Source organism: Peribacillus tepidiphilus (assembly GCF_009466385.1).
Classification (GTDB): Bacteria; Bacillota; Bacilli; order Bacillales; family DSM-1321; genus Bacillus_BN; species Bacillus_BN tepidiphilus.
Genome location: NZ_WIAQ01000002.1, coordinates 112381 through 134686 on the forward strand (window position 1 = coordinate 112381; position 22306 = coordinate 134686).

Sequence of the window (22306 nt, forward strand, 5' to 3'; positions counted from 1 at the left end):
AAAGGAAAAATAGGCTTTTTTGTGTTTTGCTTTATTGTTTATACGAGGTAATAGAATGGACAAGTCAATCATATACTTGTACAAAACTTTGTTATGTAAAGGGGTTAGGATGGGTAATGAAGGACAGAAGGAAGGAAATCAGAAATCGCATTGCGAATCGAAAAAAAATAAAAGACAAAAAGCCTCGGGATTGGAATTACCTGCATGATGAAGAACGGTACGATCATCATTTATTTTCAGGAGGTGGCTCTGCATCTGAAGCTTCCCATCCTTTATTTAAAAAAGAAATGTTTTTACTTAAAATTTTAGCAGCAATGCTTTTGTTTGTAAGCACGGCAGTTATGTTTAAGCACCCTTCTGAAAAGCTAGAACCTATACGAGAATTCCTGCAAAATACGATGGAGCAGGAATTACAATTTGCAGCCATCACGGATTGGTATGAAAAAAAGTTTGGAAAACCGATCGCTTTTTTACCGAACACTGCTGAAAAAGAGACAACGGAGGCTTCCAATGATGACTCACAGTATGATGTACCAGCTTCTGGTAAAATTCTTCAAAATTTTGAGACAAACGGTGAAGGAATTATGATCGAAACAGGTAAAGATTCCAATGTAGAAGCTATAAACGAAGGGATTGTGATTTTCGCTGGTGTGAAGGATCACATAGGCAAAACAATCATTATCCAGCATAGCGACAAAACGGAATCATGGTATGCAAACCTGCAACAAATCAATGTGAAGCTTTATGATTTTGTGGAAAAAAAGCAAGAGCTTGGAGTCGTTTCAATTAGTAAAGACGGTACGAAGGGTGAATTTTACTTTGCCATAAAATCAAATGAAACGTTTATAGATCCGAACCAGGTGATTTCATTTGATTAAATCTATTCACTTGCTTCAAAAATTCCGTATTCACCCAACGCTTTGGCTTATTTTAGGTCTGTCCGTTTTAACAGCTCACTTTTTGCAAGCAATATTGCTAATAGGGATTGTTTTGATTCATGAATTAGGTCATGCAATTGCTGCTTCTTATTATAATTGGCGGATAAAGTCAGTAACTTTGTTGCCGTTTGGAGGCATGCTTGAGACGGATGAGAACGGAAATCGCCCTTTGCGAGAAGAATTCATCGTTACGATTTCTGGACCTTTACAGCACTTTTGGATGGTAGGTGCAGCCTTAATTCTGGCAAAAATAGAATTTATAACTGAGGAAACTTTTTCTGTTTTTTTCTTTCTAAATCTTGGTGTGCTCCTATTTAACCTTTTTCCAATTTGGCCACTTGATGGTGGTAAATTGCTGTTTTTATACCTTTCACGTATTCGTCCATTTTTGTTAGGTTACACGCAAACCTTACAATTATCAATGATTTTCTGTGTGTTGCTGTTTGTGGGTACACTTGTTATGATGCCTAATAATCTATCGCTCTGGATCATGATTGCTTTTCTCGTATTTTCGCTGTGGACTGCATGGAAACAAAAACCTTATAGGTTTATCCGTTTTTTGCTTGAACGGCATTATGGGAGAGGGAGCAACGTTAATGGACTCAATCCTATCGTCGTAGATGAAAATGAAAAAATATATAAGGTGCTTGAAAAATTCAATCGGGACAGTAAGCATCCGATTATTGTAACAAAAAATGGTCGAGAGCGAGGGACTCTTGATGAAACGGAGCTCCTTCATGCTTACTTTTCTGAAAAAATGACTACGATTAAAATAGGCGAACTGTTATATTCCTATTAAATATGGTATCCTTTCCTCGAATAACACAAATTTTCTGTGATACAGGAAAGGATATTTTTTTTAAGGGTATGAGAGAGTGAACGATCATGACAATGTATATAGAGGTTAAGGAGCAGGCGAAGTGAAAAAGATTATTATCAATCATCGAGGAAGAGAAAAGAGATACGCCGTTCTTGAGGATGGAAAGCTTATAAAGGTTGCTAGCAGCAATCTGTTACAGGAGAGTCTTGTTGGAAATATTTATGCCGGCAGAGTCGAAAAGGTAATAAAGGGTATGGACGCTGTCTTTGTCGATTTTGGTCAAGGAAGAAATGGATTTTTGCATCGGGATCAATTGTACGCTTACCGTGTGCTAAAGACGGATCAAAAAGCCACCCCTATTCAATCGTTAGTAAAGCAAGGAGAAAAGGTTTTAGTTCAAGTTGTAGCAGATGAAACGGAGCTTAAAGGAGCTAAGCTAACGGGCATTGTGGAACTGTCAGGAGAGCATCTCATCTATATGGCGGGACATTCCCACATCGGGGTTTCGAAAAAGATTCCACAAGAGGCTCAGAAATTTTGGAGAAAGACTGCTCAGCAGTATTTGCTAGAAAATGAGGGAGTCCTTATAAGAACAAGCATGCAAAATAAAAGTATAGAGGAATTTGTATCCGAGCTTGAACAGCTAAGGAAAACCTATCAAGAAATACTCGGTAAATTTCGAACAGCAAATTCTGGAGACTTGCTATTTTATAAAGATACATATTTAGAGAGCATAAAGGCTGAATTAAAATCCTCTCATGACACGGAAGTATTAGTAGATGAAAGCGGTATGTTTCGTGCTCTGAAAAAATGGCAGGAGGAAGAAGGACTGTACAACCTAAGTATTTCTTTTTATGGGGAAAAAGAAGATATTTTTTCTGCACTGCATATAGAAAATGAACTAAGTAAACTTTTAAAGAATGTCGTATGGCTTGATGAAGGAGCTTACTTTATTATTGAAGAAAATGAAGCGCTGACAACGATTGATGTGAATACAGGTAAATTTATCGGAAAGACGGACAAAGAAAAAACGATTTTTGATACGAATATAAGGGCAGCAAAGGAAATTGCCCGGCAAATTCAGCTTCGGAATATAAGCGGGATTATTTTAATTGATTTTATCAATATGAAAAGTACGGTCAATAAAGAGGCTATTATTCAAACGTTAAAACAGAATTTTGCCAATGATCGCAATGGACTTCATATTCTCGGGTTTACTGAACTAGGGTTCCTGCAAATGACGAGAAAAAGACAAGCTCCGACGCTATTGGAGAAAAAAACGACCTCGTGTAAAGTTTGCAGCGGCACTGGAAGAGTGTTAAGTGCAGAATCTCTGGCTTTTAAACTAGAAAGAGAACTGTTTCAATGGCGTGGTCTTGATTTTGAAACAGTGGTAGTAGAAGCGACCGATGATGTGATTGCCCTCTTTTCTGGAGTCAATAAAATATTTAAAGAAAGATTGGAAAAAGAATTAGGATTTCTATTGCTGTTTGAAAGAATGGAAAAGGAAATTCCATCCTATAAAATTAAATTGTGAAAAGCATTGACACTTTTTCTAAAGGTATGATAGTATTTTTATGTTATGTTTGTAGCGCACCCGTGCTACAACCGCTCAGAACAGGTTTTAAGTTTTTGCTATTAGCAAAACGCCTGTGATTGGCGAGTCTTAGTCATATGAGGAGGTGCAAATATGTACGCAATTATCGAAACTGGCGGAAAGCAACTAAAAGTAGCTGAAGGCGATGTAATCTACGTTGAAAAATTAGATGTAGAAGCTGGCGAAACAGTTACATTTGACAAGGTTTTATTCGTTGGTGGTGACAACGTAAAAGTTGGTAGCCCACTAGTTGACGGAGTATCTGTTACTGGTAAAGTTGAAAAGCATGGTCGTCAAAAGAAGATCATCGTTTTCAAATACAAAGCGAAGAAAAACAACCGCAAAAAGCAAGGTCATCGTCAGCCATACACTAAAGTTGTGATCGAAAAGATCAACGCTTAAGGTGTAGTTTGAATGATTACCGTAAATGTAAAGTATCGTTCCGATGGAAGGATTAAATCCTTTACCATGAGCGGACATGCCAATTTTGCTAAGCGTGGTCAAGATATTGTTTGTGCAGGAGCTTCAGCGGTTTCCTTTGGAGCTGTGAACAGCATTTTTGCACTAACAGATGTTAAGCCAAAAATCGAGCAAGGTGGAGACGGTGGATATCTTTCTTGTGAAATTCCTGATGAAATCTCGGAAGAATCTCAAGAAAAGGTACAGCTGATTCTCGAATCAATGCTCGTTTCGCTTCAAACGATTGAACGTGACTATGGAAAATATATTAAAATTACCCTCAATAAGTAGGAGGTGGAACAGATGTTAAGATTAGATCTTCAGTTCTTCGCTTCCAAAAAGGGAGTAGGTTCTACGAAGAACGGACGTGACTCTATCGCGAAGCGCCTTGGTGCTAAAGCAGGCGATGGAGAGTTCGTAACTGGTGGTTCTATCCTATACCGTCAACGCGGTACAAAGATTTATCCAGGTGAAAACGTAGGCCGTGGTGGAGATGATACTCTATTCGCTAAGGTTGATGGCGTAGTACGTTTCGAGCGTTTCGGCCGTGACCGCAAAAAAGTTAGCGTATATCCAGTAGCTCAAGAAGCTTAAGATTGCATCTTTGAAAACTCTAACCGGATTGGTTAGGGTTTTCTTATTGTTACGGGAATGTCGCTTTCCGCTTTTCTATTGTCTAGCTGCAAGCGCCAGCTCTTCGGGTAAAATAAGGTGAAACTTCCATCAGTGGGTCAATGTACAAGACGTATTTATGTAATTACTATTACAGGATGGATGTTATGTTTTAAGTATATGAATCTCCCACTGATGGTTAGTTGAACGAATCGGGCTTTTACGGGCAGTTATCCCCATTTAAGCTCTTCACTTCTATAACGAAATGAATGTTGGGGATTACTGCCCGTTAATGCGGGATAACCTTCCCCCTGCGAAGTCTTTAGGACTTCTTCGGGTGAAGAACATTACTTCGACAGGACGTCGTGGCGTCGACGTTTGCCACAGGACGTGGCAGGTTTTAGTCGACGTTCCTTTAAACAGAGCTAACCAGGCGCTTTCCGCTTTTCTATATTATCGTGATTTTCTTTTTGGTATACTTATTGAGGATAATTTATATCAGTTCCGTTCATTTATTATTTATACTGGGAGAATGAAAATGAAAAAAGATTGGTCAACCATTGAGTTGTTAAGATATTCCAGGCACGATTGGCTGAACAAGATGCAGCTGATCAAAAGCAACCTAGAACTGGACAAGCCAGAGCAGGCCAAGGGAATCATTGAAGAAATTATATTAGAAGCGCAAAATGAGGCGAAATTATCTACTTTACATATGCCAAAGCTGGCAGAATTGTTGTTAACGGCAAATTGGATGGGGTATTCATACACATTAGAATATGAAATTTTGCAGGTTGAAGAAGGCTGTAAAGAAGCTGATGAAATAATATCAAACTGGCTAAAGGAATTCTTTCAATTGTTATCTGGCTCGTTAAGCCTTTTAACAGAGAATTCGTTGAAGATTAGTATTTTGCAAAATGAAGGGAAAATCTGTTTTTCCTTTGATCTGCAGGGAAAGATAGAAGAAGAGAAGGAAATGATCCATTTCCTTGAAAAAAAATATCATGAAAATTTCAAGTTATGGATCGAAGAAAAAAATGAAAATGAATGGATTTTTGATATTGAAATCTCCTGTACAAATTCTATTTAGCATGGGGGTTACATCGAAAGATAAGACAAGGGAAGTGATTACATGTTTGTCGATCAAGTGAAGATCTATGTGAAAGGTGGCGACGGCGGTAACGGAATGGTTGCTTTCCGTCGTGAAAAATATGTCCCGAATGGAGGTCCGGCTGGAGGAGATGGAGGTAAAGGAGCTGATGTGATCTTTGAAGTGGAAGAAGGCCTACGAACTCTGATCGATTTTCGATATCAAAGGCATTTTAAGGCACCTCGTGGCGAGCACGGAATGTCTAAGGGACAGCATGGAAAAAATGCAACCGACATGGTTGTGAAAGTACCACCTGGAACAGTTGTAAAAGATGCTGATACAGGTGAAATTATTGCTGATTTAACGGAACATGGTCAAAGAGCGGTGATTGCTAAAGGTGGTAGAGGAGGCAGAGGGAACATTCGTTTTGCTACTCCAGCAAACCCAGCACCGGAAATTGCTGAGAATGGCGAGCCTGGTCAAGAACGCAATGTTGTGCTTGAGCTAAAGCTTTTGGCTGACGTGGGGTTGGTTGGTTTTCCAAGCGTAGGGAAATCGACGCTGCTCTCGATCGTTTCTGCTGCGAAGCCGAAAATCGCAGAATACCATTTTACGACCATTGTTCCGAATCTTGGAGTGGTCGAGACAGATGACGGCAGAAGCTTTGTAATGGCTGACCTACCAGGTTTAATTGAAGGGGCACATCAAGGAGTTGGATTGGGCCATCAGTTTTTACGACATATTGAAAGAACACGAGTAATCGTTCATGTGGTGGATATGTCTGGAATAGAAGGTCGCGACCCGTATGAGGATTATGTAACAATCAATAATGAATTAAAGGAATACAATTTGCGTTTGACGGAGCGTCCTCAAATTGTGGCTGCTAACAAGATGGATATGCCCGATGCAGAAGAGAATTTAAAAAAATTCAAAGAAAAAGTCGGAGAGGATGTACAGATTTTCCCTATTTCCTCTTTGACTCGAGAAGGTGTTCGAGAATTGCTGTTTGCAGTCGCGGACAAACTGGAGGAAACACCTGAGTTTCCACTTGAGCACGCCGTGGAAGAGACAGGCGTACACCGCGTATTGTATAAGCATGAAGCTCCACAAGACGAATTTACCATTACACGTGACCCTGATGGAAGTTTTGTTGTTTCAGGGGAAAAAATTGAAAAGCTTTTCAAGATGACTAACTTCAACCGTGATGAATCAGTAAAGAGATTCGCGAGACAGCTTCGTTCCCTAGGGGTGGATGATGCTTTGAGAAAGCGAGGAGCTCAAAACGGCGATACCGTAAAGCTGCTTAATTTTGAGTTTGAATTTGTTGAGTAAAATAAGTAGATATTATTGAATATGAACCTGTATTACCCCCTCTCTTAATAATTGCAGGGGGATAAGAGGTGAGTGATTGTGAAGAAAATTGATAAAAAATTTTATTTAGTACGGGAAGATGTACTTCCAGAAGCTATGCAAAAAACACTTGAAGCGAAGGAAATGCTTGAGCGAGGCAAGGCAGAGTCTGTATGGGATGCTGTTCAGAAGGTAGATCTAAGCAGAAGTGCTTTTTATAAATACCGTGATACGGTTTTCCCTTTCCATACGATCGTAAAGGAAAAAATTATTACATTATTTTTTCATTTAGAAGACAGATCCGGAACGCTTTCCCAGCTTCTTGGAGTAGTTGCCGCGGCTGGCTGTAACGTGTTGACCATTCACCAAACGATTCCATTACAAGGTCGTGCCAATGTCACACTGTCTTTGAACGTCAGCGACATGACGAAGGATATGGACAGCCTTCTTTCTAGTCTTAGAAAATTGGAATTTGTAGACAAAGTGGAAGTTCTAAGTTCAGGTGCATAATTCAATCTTATTCTTTTCGCTTTAGCATATCAGCGTTAAGCAGGATATATCGGCCGTCTAGTGATTTTTATATGAAATAGCTGCTTTTAACCTAGGGAAAATAGATAGGGAGCAGACAAAAATAGTTTGAGAGTTAGTCCAAAACCTAAAGGATGACCATGGTGTCATCCTTTTTTTGTAAAATTTTCGATCTTCATCAAGAAAATATATGTGAAAAAATAAAGATCCGCACTACAAGTATTGTAAATTTTCAAAAAATAGAATATGATAAACAGTAAATTTTTAAGCTGGGGTTACATAAATAGAGGAGCTGTTTGTATGAAAAGAAAAATTGCGTTTTTGGGACCGAAAGCAACGTTTACTGATTTGGCTGTTAGTGCCATGTTTTCGGAGGATGAAAAATTACCTATGCTTACAATTCCTGAATGCTTAGATGCAGTTTATGAGGGAATAGCAGAAATAGCTGTTGTACCACTTGAAAATGCACTAGAAGGTTCAGTAAACATCACTCTTGATTATTTGATACATGAAGTAGGTCTGCCTATTCAGGGAGAAATCAATGCTCCTATTCGACAGCATTTGATGGTTCATCCGAATCATGCCGAAAACTGGAAAGAGGTTGAAATGATTTTTTCCCATTCTCATGCAATCGCACAATGTCATAAATTTTTGCATAAGGAGCTGAAAGGGATTCCGTGCGAAAATTTGACGTCTACTGCCGCAGCAGCAAAGTTAGTAAAAGACTCTCCTAAAAGGAAGATCGCTGCGATCGCAAATGAGCTAGCTGCAAAGGAATACGGATTAACGATTGTAAAAGAAGATATTCATGATTATCACCACAACCATACTCGTTTTATTGTCGTTTCAAAACATAAAGTGACTTTTCAGAACTACGCGGCACAGGAGCACGGGGTGAAGACGACTTTAATGATTATTTTACCAGATGATCATGCAGGTGCACTCCATCAGGTTCTTTCTGCCTTTTCCTGGAGAAGGCTGAACCTCTCAAAAATTGAATCGCGGCCGATGAAAACAGGTCTTGGCAACTACTTCTTTATTATTGATATCGAGCATGAGCTGGATGATGTTTTAATACCTGGAGCCATCCAAGAATTAGAAGCTTTAGGGTGTAAGGTGTCGGTTTTAGGAAGCTACCGAAGCTTTTTAATTGGAAATAAAGCGATTGTTAAAAAATAAATTGTAAATAAAAAGCTGTTCATGGCAATCCATTTATGCCGTGAACAGCTTTATTCATTGATCAAGAAACCAGCATTTTTTAGGGCTTTTTCTGCTTCTTCAAGGACAGCCTTAGAGGAGGCTTGGAGTGTATGAAGATGAATGCCATCTGTTAGCTCTGATAAAAAAGAGGCATTTGTTTTTCTGATTTTCTCAAAAAATTGTCTAACCTCTTTTCGATTTGAAACCATGATGGAGGCCGTTAAATCACCATACACTGGATGCTCAATTTTTACATCCTTTACCGTTACGCCTAGGTCAACGAGTAATTGTAATTCTTCCTCTGCCCTTTCTGGAGAATGAAAGCAGGCAACGGTCTTTTCATAACGCATAGAAGAGCTTGGTGAATGAAGATACAGATAGCCTTGGCTTGTCGCAACGATCGGTTCGTTTTTTGCCTTTAATAATGTTATATCTCCGACAATTACCTGACGGCTGACGTTTGCCATCGCGGCTAATTGAGTCCCTGTAAGAGGGCTATCACTTTCTTTTAACAAAGCCAGAAGTTTTTCTCTTCTTTCCTCTCCTAGAAGCTTTTTTTTCTCTGTCATCGCTCGACTCCTTTTCTTAAGTTATTGTTATTGTAAAATTTTCTCTCTTTATTTTCAATATTCATGTTTGGTTGGAAAGAGCTTCATAAAGGATAACCAGTCCTAAAGGAATTAGGCTTTTGGATTGTAAAAAATTCACCTGCCTCATCATATTTGCTAGGTTTTATGCATAAGTTTTCATGAAATATGTTAGCACTTTGCCCATTTCTTCATAGTATATAAGGACATATGCATAGGAGGGAAAAACAGCGTGAAGATTCATATCGTCCAAAAAGGTGATACTCTTTGGAAACTAGCCAAAAAGTATGGCGTAAATTTTGAAGAGTTGAAAAAACTGAATTCACAGCTTAGTAACCCGGATATGATCATGCCCGGCATGAAAATAAAGATTCCGGGTACTGATACAGCCGGTAAAAAAGAAACAGTCGCTAAAGCAGAAACAAAAGTGAGTTTTGGATCAAAAAAAGAAGCGCCTAAAGCGGTAGCAGAAGCTAAAAAAGAAAAGCCGGTAAAAGAAGCTCCCATTATTGCACCAAAAGCAAAGGAAGCACCGTTAAAAGAAGTGCCAAAAGTAGAACCAAAAGCTGCACCGATCAAAGTAGAACCAAAAGCAGCACCAATAAAAGTAGAACCAAAAGCAGCGTCGATCAAAGTAGAGCCAAAAGCAGCACCAATAAAAGTAGAACCAAAAGCAGCGCCGATCAAGGTGGAGCCAAAAGCAGCACCGATCAAAGTAGAACCCAAAATAGCACCCATGCCTATCGTAAAAGAGGAGCCAAAGCAGCCACTGATAGGAAAACAGATGGCACCCAAAATGCCTCAACCTGTCGTACCTGATATCGATATGAATCATTACTATATGTCGAATATGGCAAAATTACAGGTGCCTGCTCCAAAACCTAGTCAGCCAGTGATGCCAGAGAAGCCAGTGTTGCCGATTTTCATGAAAGAAGAAAGCCCAGAATCACCGGAATCTCCTGTTCAACAACTACTTGCACAAGAATGTGTACCTGTCACACCATTAATGCCTGGAACAGGTTTTTGTCCACCATTCCATCCATGGGCGTATCCTCAGGTTCATGGGTCGATGGTCGCACCAATGCCAATGATGGAAGAAAGCTCAAGCTGTATGGCTTATCCTGCACAAGGATACTATCCATATTCACATATGAATGGAATGCAGCAGGCTCAACCGATGATGCAAGGGATGATGCAGCCTCAACCTGTTTACACCTATCCTCATGCATTTATGGGCCAAGTACAAGGAATGCAAGCAATGGAATCCTCCAGTGTAGGTGAGCTTTCAAGTTCACAAATGTACCCTATGGGTTATGGACAACAACCCTCATCTATGATGCCGATGGAAGCTCATATGGGAGTTCCATATCAAGCACCTGTTGCTAAGGGACAGGATTGTGGATGCGACGCTGGAGAAATGCCTAAATCTCCTAAGTCTATGATGCCGGGAACAGGTCAGCAAATGAATGCGCCGATCCAGATGCCTTACGGTCAGCAGATGAATGCGCCTTTATATTACCAAAAACAATCTGTTCCTTCACACTATATGCAGGAGCATATGGGTGGTCCAAATATGTCATCCATGCAAAATGTTCCAAAGCAGCATTTGCACATGTATAATGGAACCGATGGTTATCAGCAATCCATGCAGCCTTCAAGCCAACAGCCCTATCAACCAATGAGTCCAGGGCAAACGCAGTCAATGGGTCAAGGACCGATGCAACAGATGATGTGGCAAGGTCAAATGCAGCCAATGGGCCAAGGTCAAATGCAGCCAATGGGTCAAGGTCAAATGCAGCCAATGGGCCAAGGTCAAATGCAGCCAATGGGCCAAGGGCCGATGCAACCAATGGGTCAAGGTCAAATGCAGCCAATGGGCCAAGGACCGATGCAACCAATGGGTCAAGGTCAAATGCAGCCAATGGATTCAAGTATGATGCAGCAAATGTATCAAATGCCAATGTTCCCGCAACGACAAATACAACACCCGTATGGACTACCTCCAATGCAACAGCCATTTAACATGCCAGTAAATGGAGATCCGCAATCTCAAGGAAATCTTGAAACTTTTCAAATGCCTCGATTTGCGGATGAAAGTAGTGAACAGTAATTTTGATAAAGGAGGAGACAGTGTATTCCGCACTCGTCTCCTTCATTGTTTAAACCATGCGGGGATTTCTTTGAAAAAAATCATGAAGTTAAGAGAAAACGTATATCTCGTCTATTCAAACAAAGACATTTTCATTTTGAAAGGTTTTACGAATAAGAATCGATTGTTACTCCAGAAAAACTTTACGAACTATCTTCGTGAAACGGGTTTTACTCAGTCTTATATTTTTAATGATGAACCGGCTCATTTTAAGCATAACAATAGTTATTTCGCATGGATTGAATATATTCACCCTAGCTCGGAAAAATTTTCGTATAATCAATTAGACGATCGGCTGCAAGGTTTACAATTGTTAACAAAATATCATTTAGCAGCAGCTAATTTTGAACACCATACCAATACAACCTACAACCAAATAAAAAAATGGAAGGAACGACTGTCACTTTTTGAAAAAAATATCCTAGTTCTTGAAAAATACGTGTCTCAAAAAATATTATCGACATGGCTATATTGGGGATATTGGGCGATTGAAGGGATGGAAAAATACGAACACTTCTTATGTGAAGATTTTCATACTGTCACACATGGAGATGTGGCCCATCATAATTTCTTACGAAAAGCCAATGGTGATTTATATTTAATCGATTTTGATTTAATATCTTACGGACCAGCACTATTTGATTATTTACAATATGGCAACCGTATTCTACCTCATATACAGAACGAACAAGAACTGTGGGAGTATCCACAATTCAAACAATATAAGAATAATCGAGCATTTTTGTATGCTTTGGCATTTCCTGCGGATATTTTTAGGGAATGGAACAGAATAGTTAGAGAAAACCTAGTGCATAACCACTCATACTTGCACTCGATATGGAAGCTGACCGTCGAGGATTTTTCTAAGCGCATGGAATTTAATAAGTCCTTAGCTTTTATGGTAAATCAACAAGCGAACGGATGAGAAGGAAATGTGTACCACTATGACATGATCGATAGGGATTTAAAGGTGGAAAGATTCCTGGAAAGAAGAGGTCATATGAATGTTCGTACTGAACATAAGCGTCATTTGGCTGCTCTACCGCCAAAATTTTTAAGGTTTACCTGAAATACGTCAGTTTAAGAACCTCTTTTCGGCTGAACACTAAAATTGAGCATCTATGTGCTCGTATTGTTCAACGAAGGAGGTTATTCTATTGCGAAAAATGGCTTTCATATTGCCTGCAGCTGTCATGATTTTAAGTATGAGTGCATGTTCAGCCCATGAAGCAAAAACAGATATGAGAAATATGGCTAATCAAGTCGGTTATTATTCCACCGAAACATCTAATGGTGGAAATGCCATACTGTTAGATAATCAGGCTGCTCCAATCCCTCATATGATGAATGACTACAGGGATAATGCAATTAAAAGGAAAGAAATCGTGAATAATCATGGTGGCAATCCTACGATTCCAATATCAGACCGAGATAGAGGACCATTTCTGCAGGATGGAGATTATAGCAGGGCAGATTATAATTACCATAACCATATTGAAATGACCCGAGCAGCACGCTCCTCTTATTACACGAGCTATGAAGGGCAGCTAGCAGAAAAGCTTGCAGCTAAAGCATCAAAACAAGAAGGTGTCAAAGATGCAAGAGTCCTCATATATAATGACCAAGCTGTTATTTCATTACTGATTAACAACTATAATGATGCTGACGAAATAAAAAAATCGGTTCAAAAAGCCGTTTCTCCTCTAGTTGAAAATAAAAAGGTGTACGTCTTAACTGATTCTGGTGTCTATCACCGAGTACTTTCGCTGGATAACACTCTGCGTGACGGTGGGCCACGTGATCGAATCAAAATGGATGCAAGTGACCTTTTTAAGAATCTGCATACTCATATGAATCATATGGAATAAACGTTCTAGCCGGCGAGTGAATGAAGCGCCGGCTTTTTGAAGGGGATAACATCTTAAGGATTCATGTTGTTTACCTTATAAAACACAATATGTTATAGTTATGATGAAATTTTTTTGCTCGAGAGGTGTTTTAGAATGGCAGGACATTCTAAATGGAAAAATATTCAGCACCGCAAAAATGCTCAAGATGCAAAACGCGGAAAAATTTTTATGAAGTTAGCAAAAGACATTTATCTTGCCGCTAAAAACGGTGGTGGGGATGTGTCAACAAACGCAGCTTTGCGCTCTGTCATTGAAAAAGCAAAAGCAGCAAACATGCCTAACGAAAACATTGAACGTGCAATTAAAAAGGCTACTGGCGGTTTAGAGGGCGGAAATTACGAGGAAATTATATATGAAGGATATGGACCTGGCGGAGTTGCAGTTATGGTCTTATGTTTAACCAATAATAAAAATAGAACAGCGTCAAACGTAAGATTAGCGTTTTCTAAAAATGGTGGAAACTTGGGAGAGTCAGGCTGTGTTTCCTATATGTTTGACCGTAAAGGATACCTTGCTATCGACCGCGAGGAAGTCAATATCGATGAAGATGATTTGATGCTTCTAGCAATTGAAGCTGGAGCAGAAGAGATTGAAACAAGTGAAGAAGCATATGAAATATACACAGATCCTAACAGCTTTGAGCAAGTGAAGGAAGCATTAGAAGCGAACGGGATTACTCTTACAGATGCCGAAATTACCATGTTCCCGCAAACTTATACTCAACTATCTGATGATATAAAAGCCAAAATGGAAAAAATGCTCGACATGCTGGAAGAAGACGATGACGTCCAAGACATTTACCATAATTGGGATGAGGAATAATTTTAAAAAAGCATCCAGACTTACAAAATAACATTGAAATGGAAAATACCACAGAATTCTGTTTTGTGGTATTTTTCATTTTTAGAAAATATTGCAGAATTCTTATCGCTTTTTGTATTCTGCTAATAATTGGGTTAAAAAAGGAAGGAGAGGACAAACTATAAAAAAGCACTGAACTGCCAACGAGGTGAGTATATGTACGACAGAAGAAAAGTTGGAAAAAAGGTGTATAGTTTGTTTTTACTATCCTTCATTGCTTTAGTATGTTTAATCATTCGTCCAGATTTGCAAGCCAAAAAACAACTAGACATGGAAGATGCTAATTCGGACAAACAAGTTCAGCTTGTTACGGCCCCTTTAAAACGATACATCATCCTGCAAAGAGAGTATTTGGATGGAGAAGTTAGCGAGGAGAGCATTGTGGAAGAAATTTTGGCTATGGAGGATTTTTGGGCTCAATATAAAGATTGGCAGCTAATCGATCAGAACGAAGGCAGAATGGTTTTCAAACGAAAAGTGAATGATATTTCCCCAATGCTTAAAACGAACGGCTATTTTGGAATTACCGAAGATGGAACATTGTCAATCTTTAATGGAAAACCCGATCAATCCCAAGTCATTCAATCTTTTTTTCAAATTGACATTGGTAAGCTAGAAAGCAAGAAGCATGAAGAACTCAAAGAAGGAATAAGAGTTTTAAATAAAAACCATTATGTAGAAGTCATTGAAGCATTTAAGCCTTATTCTACCGTCAAGTCGAAAAGATAGCCGGGAAGTCCATAATCTTTCCGGCCTTTTGAATGTTTTTTCAACTTCTACGTTTAAATAGAGCTAAGCGGGCGCTTTCCGCTTTTCGTATTGTCTAGCTCCAAGCGCCAGCTCTTCGGGTAAAATAACCTTCCCCCTGCGAAGTCTTTGGGACTTCTTCGGGTGAAGAACATTTTCCCGTCAGAGCTAAGCGGGCGCTTTCCGCTTTTCGTATTGTATGTTACAATGGTGTACAGCAAACTTTAGGAGAGAGAGATTTGTTCGATTATATTAAAGGAACGGTTGAGTTCGTTAGTCCTGAGTACATAGTTGTCGATAACGGGGGGATCGGGTATCAAATAATGACGCCTAATCCTTTTGTTTTTTCTGCAGGAAATGGTAAAGTTGAAACGATTTTCACACATCTTTATGTAAGGGAAGATGTGCAGGCGTTATATGGATTTCGTACCCGTGAGGAAAAAGCACTGTTTAATAAATTGTTGAATGTAACCGGAATTGGGCCTAAGGGTGCCCTAGCCATATTGGCTTCCGGCCAGGTTGAACAGGTAGTACAAGCAATCGAAAACGAAGATGAGAAATTTTTATTGAAATTCCCAGGAGTTGGTAAGAAAACCGCGAGACAAATGATACTGGATTTAAAAGGGAAGCTTGAAAATATTGTCCCGGACTATTTCCCAAATCTTTTTAACGATAAGCTTGAAACAGCCGGCTATTCTTCTGCCAGCAGTCAGCTTGAAGAAGCGATGGAGGCTTTAAAAGCACTGGGTTATTCAGATAAAGAAGTTCAGAAAGCGGCTAAGGCTTTGCAAAAGGAAATATTAACAACGGAGGAATATATCAAAAAAGCTCTCCAGCTTATGTTGAAATAATGAAATAAAGGAGGGAATTTGATGGAAGATCGTATTGTGAATGGCGAAGCCGACTCAGGTGAATGGTCCTTTGAGCAGTCATTGAGACCCCAAAATTTATTTCAATATATTGGTCAAGATAAAGTAAAAGCCAATTTACAAGTCTTTATTGAAGCAGCAAAAATGAGACAAGAAACACTTGATCATGTTCTTTTATATGGACCACCAGGGCTTGGAAAAACGACTTTAGCAGCGATCATTGCCAATGAAATGGGCGTCAATTTAAGGACTACAAGTGGACCAGCCATTGAACGTCCGGGAGACTTGGCAGCCATTTTAAGTACCTTGCAGCCAGGTGACGTATTATTTATTGATGAAATTCACCGTATTCCTCGTACAGTGGAAGAAGTACTCTATCCGGCGATGGAAGATTTCTGTTTGGATATCGTGATTGGAAAAGGTCCTTCCGCCCGCTCAGTACGATTGGACTTGCCTCCTTTTACTTTAGTGGGAGCCACAACACGTGCAGGCTCTTTGACTGCACCTTTAAGGGACCGATTCGGTGTATTATGCCGGTTAGAATATTATAATGAGGAGCAATTAAAGAGCATTGTCATGCGGACAGCAGATATATTGGAAACTGAACTTCATGATGAAGCAGCTACTGAACTAGCAAAACGTTCGAGAGGAACTCCACGTATAGCCAATCGGCTTCTCAGAAGGGTACGAGATTTTGCTCAAGTAAGAGGTACTGGGGTCATTACATTCGAATTAGCGCAATATGCGCTGGAGCTCATGCAGGTAGACAGGCTTGGACTTGATCATATAGATCATAAACTATTAAAAGGGATCATTGAAAAATTCCGGGGGGGTCCGGTGGGGATTGATACAATAGCAGCAACAATAGGTGAAGAAGCGCATACGATTGAAGATGTATACGAGCCCTATTTACTGCAGATCGGATTTTTGCAGCGAACTCCCCGTGGCAGGATGGTCACACATGAAGTGTATAAGCATTTTGGAATGGAGGTTCCGGTAAAATGACAGGGATGTCTAAACTGCTTATGACCATTGGTGGGATTATTTTTCTGATCGGATTTCTGATGCAGTTTATCAAAATCGGGAAACTACCAGGAGATATACTCATCAAGAAAGGAAATACAACCTTCTATTTTCCAGTGATGACTTCAATTTTATTAAGTATAGTCCTTTCTTTCATTATGTATGTAATCAGTAGATTTAAATAACAGGATGTGAATAGAATGAAGGTGGATTTATTCGATTTCTTCTTACCAGAGGAGCTGATTGCTCAGACCCCTTTGGAAAAAAGGGAAGAAAGCCGCCTCATGGTTTTAAATAAAGAAACCGGAGAGACGAAGCACGATATTTTTAAAAATATAAAACAATATTTAAAACCAGGTGATTGCTTGGTGCTTAACGATACGAAGGTGCTTCCAGCTCGCTTGTTTGGCGTAAAGCAAGATACAGGTGCCAAAGTAGAGCTCTTGTTATTAAAGCAGGAAAAGGGAGACATTTGGGAAGCGCTAGTTAAGCCTGCTAAGCGTGTGAAAATTGGAACGGTCTTAGAGTTTGGAAATGGCAAGCTTAAGGCGACCTGCAAAAAAGAAATGGACCATGGCGGCCGGATTATGGAATTTGAATATGAAGGAATTTTTTACGAGGTATTGGATGAACTGGGACATATGCCTCTTCCTCCATACATCAAAGAGCAGCTTGAGGAAAAAGACCGCTACCAAACGGTATATGCCCGTGAACGTGGTTCAGCTGCAGCTCCGACTGCCGGACTGCATTTTACAGAAGCACTTCTTGAAGAAATCAAGGAAATGGGTGTTTCACTTGCTTTTATCACTCTTCACGTTGGGCTTGGAACATTTCGGCCTGTTAGTGTGGAAGATATCAATGAGCATGAAATGCATGCCGAGTTTTATCAAATGACAGAAGGAACCGCGAGACTGTTGAATGAAGTAAGGGAACGCGGAGGAAGAATCATTACTGTTGGCACTACTTCGACGCGGACTTTGGAAACGATTGCCCAGAAATATGATGGACGTTTTCAGGAAGAGAGCGGCTGGACAGATATTTTCATATATCCAGGCTACGAATTTAAAGCTATAGACGGTATGATCACCAATTTCCATTTACCGAAATCTACATTAATCATGCTCATCAGTGCGTTAGCTGGAAGAGAAAATGTATTAAAAGCGTATGAAGAAGCCGTCAATCAAAAATATCGTTTCTTTAGCTTTGGCGATGCGATGCTTATTATTTAATTGGATGCTGTATGTTCGAAAGGAGAAAGCAATTTGACTGCGATTCGTTATGAATTAATAAAAACATGTAAACAAACCGGTGCAAGATTAGGACGAGTGCACACTCCGCACGGTTCTTTTGAGACGCCTGTTTTTATGCCCGTTGGAACATTAGCAACGGTTAAGACCATGTCACCGGAAGAATTAAAGGAACTTGGAGCCGGGATCATTTTAAGTAATACCTATCATTTATGGCTTCGACCTGGCCACGAAATTATAAAAGAAGCTGGCGGGCTACACAAGTTTATGAATTGGGACCGCGCTATTTTGACTGATTCTGGCGGCTTCCAAGTATTTAGTCTCAGTGAATTCCGCCAAATTGAAGAAGAAGGTGTACATTTCCGCAATCATTTAAACGGCGACAAGCTGTTTTTATCACCGGAAAAAGCAACTGAAATCCAAAATGCGCTAGGCTCTGATATTATGATGGCATTTGACGAATGTCCTCCTTATCCTGCCACCTTCGACTATATGAAAAAATCGGTGGAGCGCACATCCCGTTGGGCAGAACGCTGCTTGAAAGCGCATAAGCGACCACAGGATCAAGGGTTGTTTGGAATTGTTCAAGGTGGAGAATATGAAGAGCTAAGAAAGCAAAGTGCAGCTGATTTAGTTTCATTAGATTTCCCGGGCTATGCAATCGGAGGGCTGTCAGTTGGTGAACCAAAGGATGTCATGAATAGGGTGCTTGAATTTACGACTCCTTTACTCCCACAAAATAAACCTCGTTACTTAATGGGAGTAGGTTCACCAGATTCATTAATTGATGGTGCGATCCGAGGAGTGGACATGTTTGACTGTGTGCTTCCGACGCGTATTGCCCGCAACGGTACACTGATGACGAGCACGGGAAGACTGGTTGTAAAAAATGCGAAATATGCTCGAGATTTTGGTCCATTGGATGAAAATTGTGACTGCCATGTGTGCAAAAACTATTCCAGAGCTTACATCCGCCACTTGATTCGTTGTGACGAAACATTCGGAATTCGACTTACGACTTATCATAATCTATATTTTCTGTTAAAATTAATGGAGCAAGTCAGACAAGCGATCCGAGAAGATCGACTTGGTGATTTCCGTGAGGAATTTTTTGAGCAATACGGTTTTAACAAGCCGGATGCGAAAAATTTCTAAAAGATATAAAAGGTGAAAGGAGTGAAGCAACATGGCAGATATGTTAGGTACAATTGGTCCTCTTTTGTTAATGTTTGTCCTATTTTATTTCCTATTAATTCGTCCTCAGCAAAAACGCCAAAAGGCTATTCAAACGATGCAGAACGAATTGAAAAAAGGGGATAAAATTATTACAATTGGAGGCCTTCACGGAATTGTAGATTCTCTTGATGAAAACAAGATTATTATAAAATGTGGAGATGGCAGCCGTCTTACATACGATCGTGCAGCAGTGCGAGAGGTTGTAGAAAAGAGTACAGGTGTATAAATCAAAAAAATCCTTGCCAAAGTAGGCAAGGATTTTTTCGATTTTTTACGCTAGTATAGAAAACTTCCTCCATCAAGATGCCTTATTTCCTCCGCTTAGATTCACCCCGAGAATGCCACCCATCATACTCGTTAGGATAAAGCAGGCATAATAAATCCAATCCTTTAATGAAAATAAATGGTCATGTCCAAGATACTGAAATAAGAAAACAATGGCTGTATACAATAAACCTGTCCCTCCACCGAGCAGCCATCCCTGTTTCTTTCCTTTTCCGCCTGAAATAAACCCACCGATGAAAATAGACAAGAAGGAAATTGCCATTACTACATATTTGAGAGAAGACTCATTCAAAGATGAAAATCTTAAAAGTATGGAAAAAATCAAGCTTGATACAATGGCTAAAATAAATATGCTGCTCACACCATATAAAATGGCGGTACCCATTTTTTTTGTTTCGATTTTCTTTCTCCCCTTCCTTGGATCATAGTTACATTTGCTAGTACAAGCATATTCAAACGACCTAATATTTAGAATCAAAAGAATATGGGTTTAGATAATTTCGTTTGGAAAGAAAAGGGCACCATAATTTTGTTCGATCTAGATACATTAATATTGAATGTCTTGTTAAAGGTAAAGGAGTGACTAGGATGGAAAATATTCTGCTAATTTGCATCCGTACCGTTATTATGTATGTACTGATCCTACTTATTTTCCGTCTCATGGGAAAAAGAGAAATCGGTGAATTAAGTATTCTGGATCTTGTTGTTTTTATTATGATTGCCGAAATGGCTGTTGTTGCAATTGAAGATACAGAAAGTTCATTATGGGATACGATTCTGCCAATGGTCTTATTAATGGTTATACAAATTTTAATGGCGATCATCTCTCTTAAAAGCCAGAAATTTAGGGAAATCGTTGATGGAAAGCCTACAGTCGTTATTAACAAAGGAAAAATTGATGAAGCTGCAATGAGAAAACAGCGATACAACTTCAACGACCTATTGTTACAACTGAGAGAAAAGGAAATCAAAAATGTAGCAGATGTTGAATTTGCTATCTTGGAGCCATCCGGTAAGTTGTCAGTCATAAAAAAAGAAAATAATATGCGTCATAATCAATCGATCCTGGCATTGCCACTGGTGCTGGATGGAATCATTCAAGAAGATCACTTAGCTGAAATGAATAGAACAAATCTTTGGTTAAGACAGCAATTGAAAAAACGGGGGTATCCCGACATTAAAAAAATATCTTATTGCAGTTACGAGAATGGGTATTTTTTTGTTGATGTAAAAGATTAACGTACCCAATTTTTAAAAATGGGTAACCTTCTTAGTTCTTCTTTTTTTATAACGTTTGCTAGGATTAATACGAACAAGAAAAGAATGGTTAATACGCTCAATGATCCAATTAAATTCATGATAGATGGTAAAGCTTTAAGCCAATATTGATACGATAGATGGCTGATCCAGCCTGCAAACAATGCCGCTAAAAGGGTGATAAAATACTGTCTTGCTTCAATAGTAATGGAAATTTTCTTTGCAATTGTAAAAAAATGAAGCAGCGTAACTAAAACAAAACCAACTGCTATTCCAAGTGCAGCTCCCATAATTCCGAACTCCTCTCTTGAAGCCAAGAGAAAGATAACGGCAATTTTAGCAGCAGATCCAAGTAAGCTATTAATCATAGCAGCCTTCGCTAAATTTAAAGCTTGTAAGACAGACTGTAAAGGCATCTGGTAATAAAAGAAAATAAAAAATGGAGCCATGAATTTAAGAAATACTGCGGAACTGGATGAACCGTACATGGCGATCATAAGTGGTTCGGCAAAAATATAAAGAGCAATAACCGATAGACAGCCTGAAATAAATGTAATACGAAGAGTCTGAAGTAACCTATATTGCACCAGTTTATGATTACCGGCTGCATTAGCTTCGCTTATGGCTGGTACTAGGGAAGTAGATAATGAATAAGTAATAAAAGATGGTAGCATCAGTAAGGGTAATGCATAGCCAGTCAATTCACCGTACTGCTTTGTGGCTACGCTAGCAGTAATCCCTGCAATGGCAAGACTTTGTGCTACTACAATAGGTTCAAGGAACCAAGCAAAAGATCCAATCATTCTGCTTCCAGTTGTTGGGACTGCAATGCTCATAAGTTCCTTGAAGGTGTTTTTACCGCTTTTAACAGATTGAAAAAACTTTCTGCGGAGTTTGAAATGTTTTTTTATTTTAAACATCGTCATCAAGTAAAGTAATGAAACGAGTTCTCCGATCACAGAAGAAAACATGGCGCCTGCAGCAGCATATTCTATTCCATAAGGCAAAAACATTTTGGTCATGACAGCAATGAGCGTAATGCGGACAACCTGCTCAAGAATTTGTGAATATGCAGCAGGCTTCATGTTTTGTTTGCCTTGAAAATAACCTCTTAGAACTGAGGATACTGCTATGATGGGTATAATGGGTGCGATCGCAATCAATGGCCAAATCGTACGCTCGTCCGTAAAAATGGTTTGGGAAAGAAGAGGAGCTAATAGCAGTAAAGCAGGTGTGAATATCATAGACAATCCAAGTGTAACACTTAAAGATACAACAAGAATTTTTTTAATTTTTTTTTGATCACCTATTGCACTGGCCTCTGCGACAAACTTTGAAATCGCCACAGGGAGCCCAAATTGTGTGATGGTAATGACTAGGAATAATGTCGGAAGTGCCATCATGTATAGGCCTACGCCTTCCTCCCCAATGATCCTTGCTACTACGATTCTATTAATAAAGCCAAGCACCCTTGTGATTAATCCGGCCACAAGTAATATTAATGCCCCTTGAATAAACTTTGACATTCAAAAAACCCGCCTTCT

General features: G+C 39.4%; 25 protein-coding genes and 1 other annotated feature. Of the genes, 22 read left to right on the plus strand and 3 right to left on the minus strand.

Translation table 11 applies throughout. The features are described from left to right. Positions 1 to 116 precede the first annotated feature (116 nt). From GD441_RS01845 to pheA, 10 genes are all read left to right on the plus strand, one after another. On the plus strand, positions 117 to 878 hold the full coding sequence (locus GD441_RS01845; protein ID WP_153123093.1) for a M23 family metallopeptidase: 762 nt from the start codon (positions 117 to 119) through the stop codon (positions 876 to 878). Next, positions 871 to 1737, plus strand: coding sequence for a M50 family metallopeptidase (locus GD441_RS01850; RefSeq protein WP_153123095.1), 867 nt, complete (start codon positions 871 to 873; stop codon positions 1735 to 1737). The genes GD441_RS01845 and GD441_RS01850 overlap by 8 nt, the downstream gene beginning before the upstream one ends. Positions 1738 to 1858: 121 nt before the next feature. After that, positions 1859 to 3295 carry an Rne/Rng family ribonuclease gene (locus GD441_RS01855; protein WP_153123097.1) on the plus strand — a complete coding sequence of 479 codons (1437 nt, stop codon included), beginning with the start codon at positions 1859 to 1861 and terminating at the stop codon, positions 3293 to 3295. 59 nt (positions 3296 to 3354) lie between these two features. Continuing rightward, positions 3355 to 3435: a sequence feature (ribosomal protein L21 leader region), on the plus strand. 13 nt (positions 3436 to 3448) lie between these two features. Continuing rightward, positions 3449 to 3757 carry a 50S ribosomal protein L21 gene (gene rplU / locus GD441_RS01860; RefSeq protein ID WP_153123099.1) on the plus strand — a complete coding sequence of 103 codons (309 nt, stop codon included), beginning with the start codon at positions 3449 to 3451 and terminating at the stop codon, positions 3755 to 3757. Positions 3758 to 3769: 12 nt separating this feature from the next. After that, a complete protein-coding gene (locus tag GD441_RS01865) occupies positions 3770 to 4105 on the plus strand; it encodes a ribosomal-processing cysteine protease Prp (protein ID WP_153123101.1) in 336 nt (111 codons plus the stop codon). A gap of 12 nt (positions 4106 to 4117) precedes the next feature. Continuing rightward, positions 4118 to 4408: a 50S ribosomal protein L27 gene (rpmA, locus tag GD441_RS01870; protein WP_153123103.1), complete on the plus strand. Its 291-nt coding sequence runs from the start codon at positions 4118 to 4120 to the stop codon at positions 4406 to 4408. Between the two features lie 556 nt (positions 4409 to 4964). Further along, complete coding sequence (locus GD441_RS01875; RefSeq protein ID WP_191992064.1) at positions 4965 to 5513, plus strand: Spo0B C-terminal domain-containing protein; 549 nt, start codon at positions 4965 to 4967, stop codon at positions 5511 to 5513. Between the two features lie 42 nt (positions 5514 to 5555). Beyond that, positions 5556 to 6845, plus strand: coding sequence for a GTPase ObgE (obgE, locus tag GD441_RS01880; protein WP_153123108.1), 1290 nt, complete (start codon positions 5556 to 5558; stop codon positions 6843 to 6845). 78 nt (positions 6846 to 6923) lie between these two features. After that, entirely contained in the window at positions 6924 to 7373 is a 450-nt protein-coding gene (locus tag GD441_RS01885) for an ACT domain-containing protein (RefSeq protein WP_153123605.1), read from the plus strand. Between the two features lie 318 nt (positions 7374 to 7691). Further along, positions 7692 to 8570 carry a prephenate dehydratase gene (gene pheA / locus GD441_RS01890; RefSeq protein ID WP_153123110.1) on the plus strand — a complete coding sequence of 293 codons (879 nt, stop codon included), beginning with the start codon at positions 7692 to 7694 and terminating at the stop codon, positions 8568 to 8570. 50 nt (positions 8571 to 8620) lie between these two features. On the opposite strand, the gene GD441_RS01895 is transcribed toward pheA, so the two are convergent. After that, positions 8621 to 9160: a transcription repressor NadR gene (locus tag GD441_RS01895; RefSeq protein WP_153123111.1), complete on the minus strand. Its 540-nt coding sequence runs from the start codon at positions 9158 to 9160 to the stop codon at positions 8621 to 8623. Positions 9161 to 9410: 250 nt separating this feature from the next. On the opposite strand from GD441_RS01895, the gene safA reads away from it, so the two are divergent. From safA to yajC, 11 genes are all read left to right on the plus strand, one after another. Beyond that, positions 9411 to 11288, plus strand: a complete 1878-nt coding sequence (gene safA / locus GD441_RS01900) for a SafA/ExsA family spore coat assembly protein (RefSeq protein WP_191992065.1) — start codon at positions 9411 to 9413, stop codon at positions 11286 to 11288. Beyond that, entirely contained in the window at positions 11278 to 12252 is a 975-nt protein-coding gene (locus GD441_RS01905; protein WP_191992066.1) for a phosphotransferase, read from the plus strand. Before safA ends, GD441_RS01905 begins: the two co-directional genes overlap by 11 nt. Before the next feature lie 241 nt (positions 12253 to 12493). Beyond that, positions 12494 to 13195, plus strand: a complete 702-nt coding sequence (locus tag GD441_RS01910) for a YhcN/YlaJ family sporulation lipoprotein (protein ID WP_225434118.1) — start codon at positions 12494 to 12496, stop codon at positions 13193 to 13195. A gap of 135 nt (positions 13196 to 13330) precedes the next feature. Continuing rightward, complete coding sequence (locus GD441_RS01915; RefSeq protein ID WP_153123119.1) at positions 13331 to 14059, plus strand: YebC/PmpR family DNA-binding transcriptional regulator; 729 nt, start codon at positions 13331 to 13333, stop codon at positions 14057 to 14059. 195 nt (positions 14060 to 14254) lie between these two features. Further along, positions 14255 to 14827, plus strand: a complete 573-nt coding sequence (locus GD441_RS01920) for a BofC C-terminal domain-containing protein (RefSeq protein WP_225434112.1) — start codon at positions 14255 to 14257, stop codon at positions 14825 to 14827. A 257-nt stretch (positions 14828 to 15084) separates the two neighbouring features. Continuing rightward, on the plus strand, positions 15085 to 15696 hold the full coding sequence (gene ruvA, locus GD441_RS01925; RefSeq protein ID WP_153123121.1) for a Holliday junction branch migration protein RuvA: 612 nt from the start codon (positions 15085 to 15087) through the stop codon (positions 15694 to 15696). A 21-nt stretch (positions 15697 to 15717) separates the two neighbouring features. Next, positions 15718 to 16719, plus strand: coding sequence for a Holliday junction branch migration DNA helicase RuvB (ruvB, locus tag GD441_RS01930; protein ID WP_153123123.1), 1002 nt, complete (start codon positions 15718 to 15720; stop codon positions 16717 to 16719). Next, positions 16716 to 16922: a DUF2905 domain-containing protein gene (locus GD441_RS01935; protein WP_153123125.1), complete on the plus strand. Its 207-nt coding sequence runs from the start codon at positions 16716 to 16718 to the stop codon at positions 16920 to 16922. The genes ruvB and GD441_RS01935 overlap by 4 nt, the downstream gene beginning before the upstream one ends. A 15-nt stretch (positions 16923 to 16937) precedes the next feature. After that, a complete protein-coding gene (queA, locus tag GD441_RS01940) occupies positions 16938 to 17966 on the plus strand; it encodes a tRNA preQ1(34) S-adenosylmethionine ribosyltransferase-isomerase QueA (RefSeq protein ID WP_153123127.1) in 1029 nt (342 codons plus the stop codon). Between the two features lie 33 nt (positions 17967 to 17999). Beyond that, positions 18000 to 19139, plus strand: coding sequence for a tRNA guanosine(34) transglycosylase Tgt (gene tgt, locus GD441_RS01945; RefSeq protein ID WP_153123129.1), 1140 nt, complete (start codon positions 18000 to 18002; stop codon positions 19137 to 19139). Between the two features lie 31 nt (positions 19140 to 19170). Then, a complete protein-coding gene (yajC, locus tag GD441_RS01950; RefSeq protein WP_153123131.1) occupies positions 19171 to 19446 on the plus strand; it encodes a preprotein translocase subunit YajC in 276 nt (91 codons plus the stop codon). A 72-nt stretch (positions 19447 to 19518) separates the two neighbouring features. Here yajC and GD441_RS01955 read toward each other — a convergent pair whose 3' ends face one another. After that, positions 19519 to 19890, minus strand: a complete 372-nt coding sequence (locus GD441_RS01955) for a TIGR04086 family membrane protein (protein WP_153123133.1) — start codon at positions 19888 to 19890, stop codon at positions 19519 to 19521. A gap of 203 nt (positions 19891 to 20093) precedes the next feature. Between GD441_RS01955 and GD441_RS01960 the strand changes: the two genes are divergently transcribed. Further along, positions 20094 to 20744: a DUF421 domain-containing protein gene (locus GD441_RS01960; protein WP_153123136.1), complete on the plus strand. Its 651-nt coding sequence runs from the start codon at positions 20094 to 20096 to the stop codon at positions 20742 to 20744. Here the strand turns inward: GD441_RS01960 and spoVB are convergent. After that, entirely contained in the window at positions 20741 to 22288 is a 1548-nt protein-coding gene (gene spoVB, locus GD441_RS01965) for a stage V sporulation protein B (RefSeq protein WP_153123138.1), read from the minus strand. The two genes, GD441_RS01960 and spoVB, sit on opposite strands and share 4 nt — an antisense overlap. Positions 22289 to 22306 lie beyond the last annotated feature (18 nt).

Excerpts from the sequence above, each read along its gene's own strand:
- GD441_RS01845 (WP_153123093.1), top strand. The coding sequence starts at position 117 with ATGAAGGACAGAAGGAAGGAAATCAGAAATCGCATTGCGAATCGAAAA.
- rplU (WP_153123099.1), top strand. The coding sequence starts at position 3,449 with ATGTACGCAATTATCGAAACTGGCGGAAAGCAACTAAAAGTAGCTGAA.
- GD441_RS01865 (WP_153123101.1), top strand. The coding sequence starts at position 3,770 with ATGATTACCGTAAATGTAAAGTATCGTTCCGATGGAAGGATTAAATCC.
- rpmA (WP_153123103.1), top strand. The coding sequence starts at position 4,118 with ATGTTAAGATTAGATCTTCAGTTCTTCGCTTCCAAAAAGGGAGTAGGT.
- GD441_RS01875 (WP_191992064.1), top strand. The coding sequence starts at position 4,965 with ATGAAAAAAGATTGGTCAACCATTGAGTTGTTAAGATATTCCAGGCAC.
- obgE (WP_153123108.1), top strand. The coding sequence starts at position 5,556 with ATGTTTGTCGATCAAGTGAAGATCTATGTGAAAGGTGGCGACGGCGGT.
- pheA (WP_153123110.1), top strand. The coding sequence starts at position 7,692 with ATGAAAAGAAAAATTGCGTTTTTGGGACCGAAAGCAACGTTTACTGAT.
- GD441_RS01895 (WP_153123111.1), bottom strand. The coding sequence starts at position 9,160 with ATGACAGAGAAAAAAAAGCTTCTAGGAGAGGAAAGAAGAGAAAAACTT.
- GD441_RS01910 (WP_225434118.1), top strand. The coding sequence starts at position 12,494 with ATGGCTTTCATATTGCCTGCAGCTGTCATGATTTTAAGTATGAGTGCA.
- GD441_RS01915 (WP_153123119.1), top strand. The coding sequence starts at position 13,331 with ATGGCAGGACATTCTAAATGGAAAAATATTCAGCACCGCAAAAATGCT.
- GD441_RS01920 (WP_225434112.1), top strand. The coding sequence starts at position 14,255 with ATGTACGACAGAAGAAAAGTTGGAAAAAAGGTGTATAGTTTGTTTTTA.
- ruvB (WP_153123123.1), top strand. The coding sequence starts at position 15,718 with ATGGAAGATCGTATTGTGAATGGCGAAGCCGACTCAGGTGAATGGTCC.
- GD441_RS01935 (WP_153123125.1), top strand. The coding sequence starts at position 16,716 with ATGACAGGGATGTCTAAACTGCTTATGACCATTGGTGGGATTATTTTT.
- queA (WP_153123127.1), top strand. The coding sequence starts at position 16,938 with ATGAAGGTGGATTTATTCGATTTCTTCTTACCAGAGGAGCTGATTGCT.
- yajC (WP_153123131.1), top strand. The coding sequence starts at position 19,171 with ATGGCAGATATGTTAGGTACAATTGGTCCTCTTTTGTTAATGTTTGTC.
- GD441_RS01955 (WP_153123133.1), bottom strand. The coding sequence starts at position 19,890 with ATGGGTACCGCCATTTTATATGGTGTGAGCAGCATATTTATTTTAGCC.
- GD441_RS01960 (WP_153123136.1), top strand. The coding sequence starts at position 20,094 with ATGGAAAATATTCTGCTAATTTGCATCCGTACCGTTATTATGTATGTA.
- spoVB (WP_153123138.1), bottom strand. The coding sequence starts at position 22,288 with ATGTCAAAGTTTATTCAAGGGGCATTAATATTACTTGTGGCCGGATTA.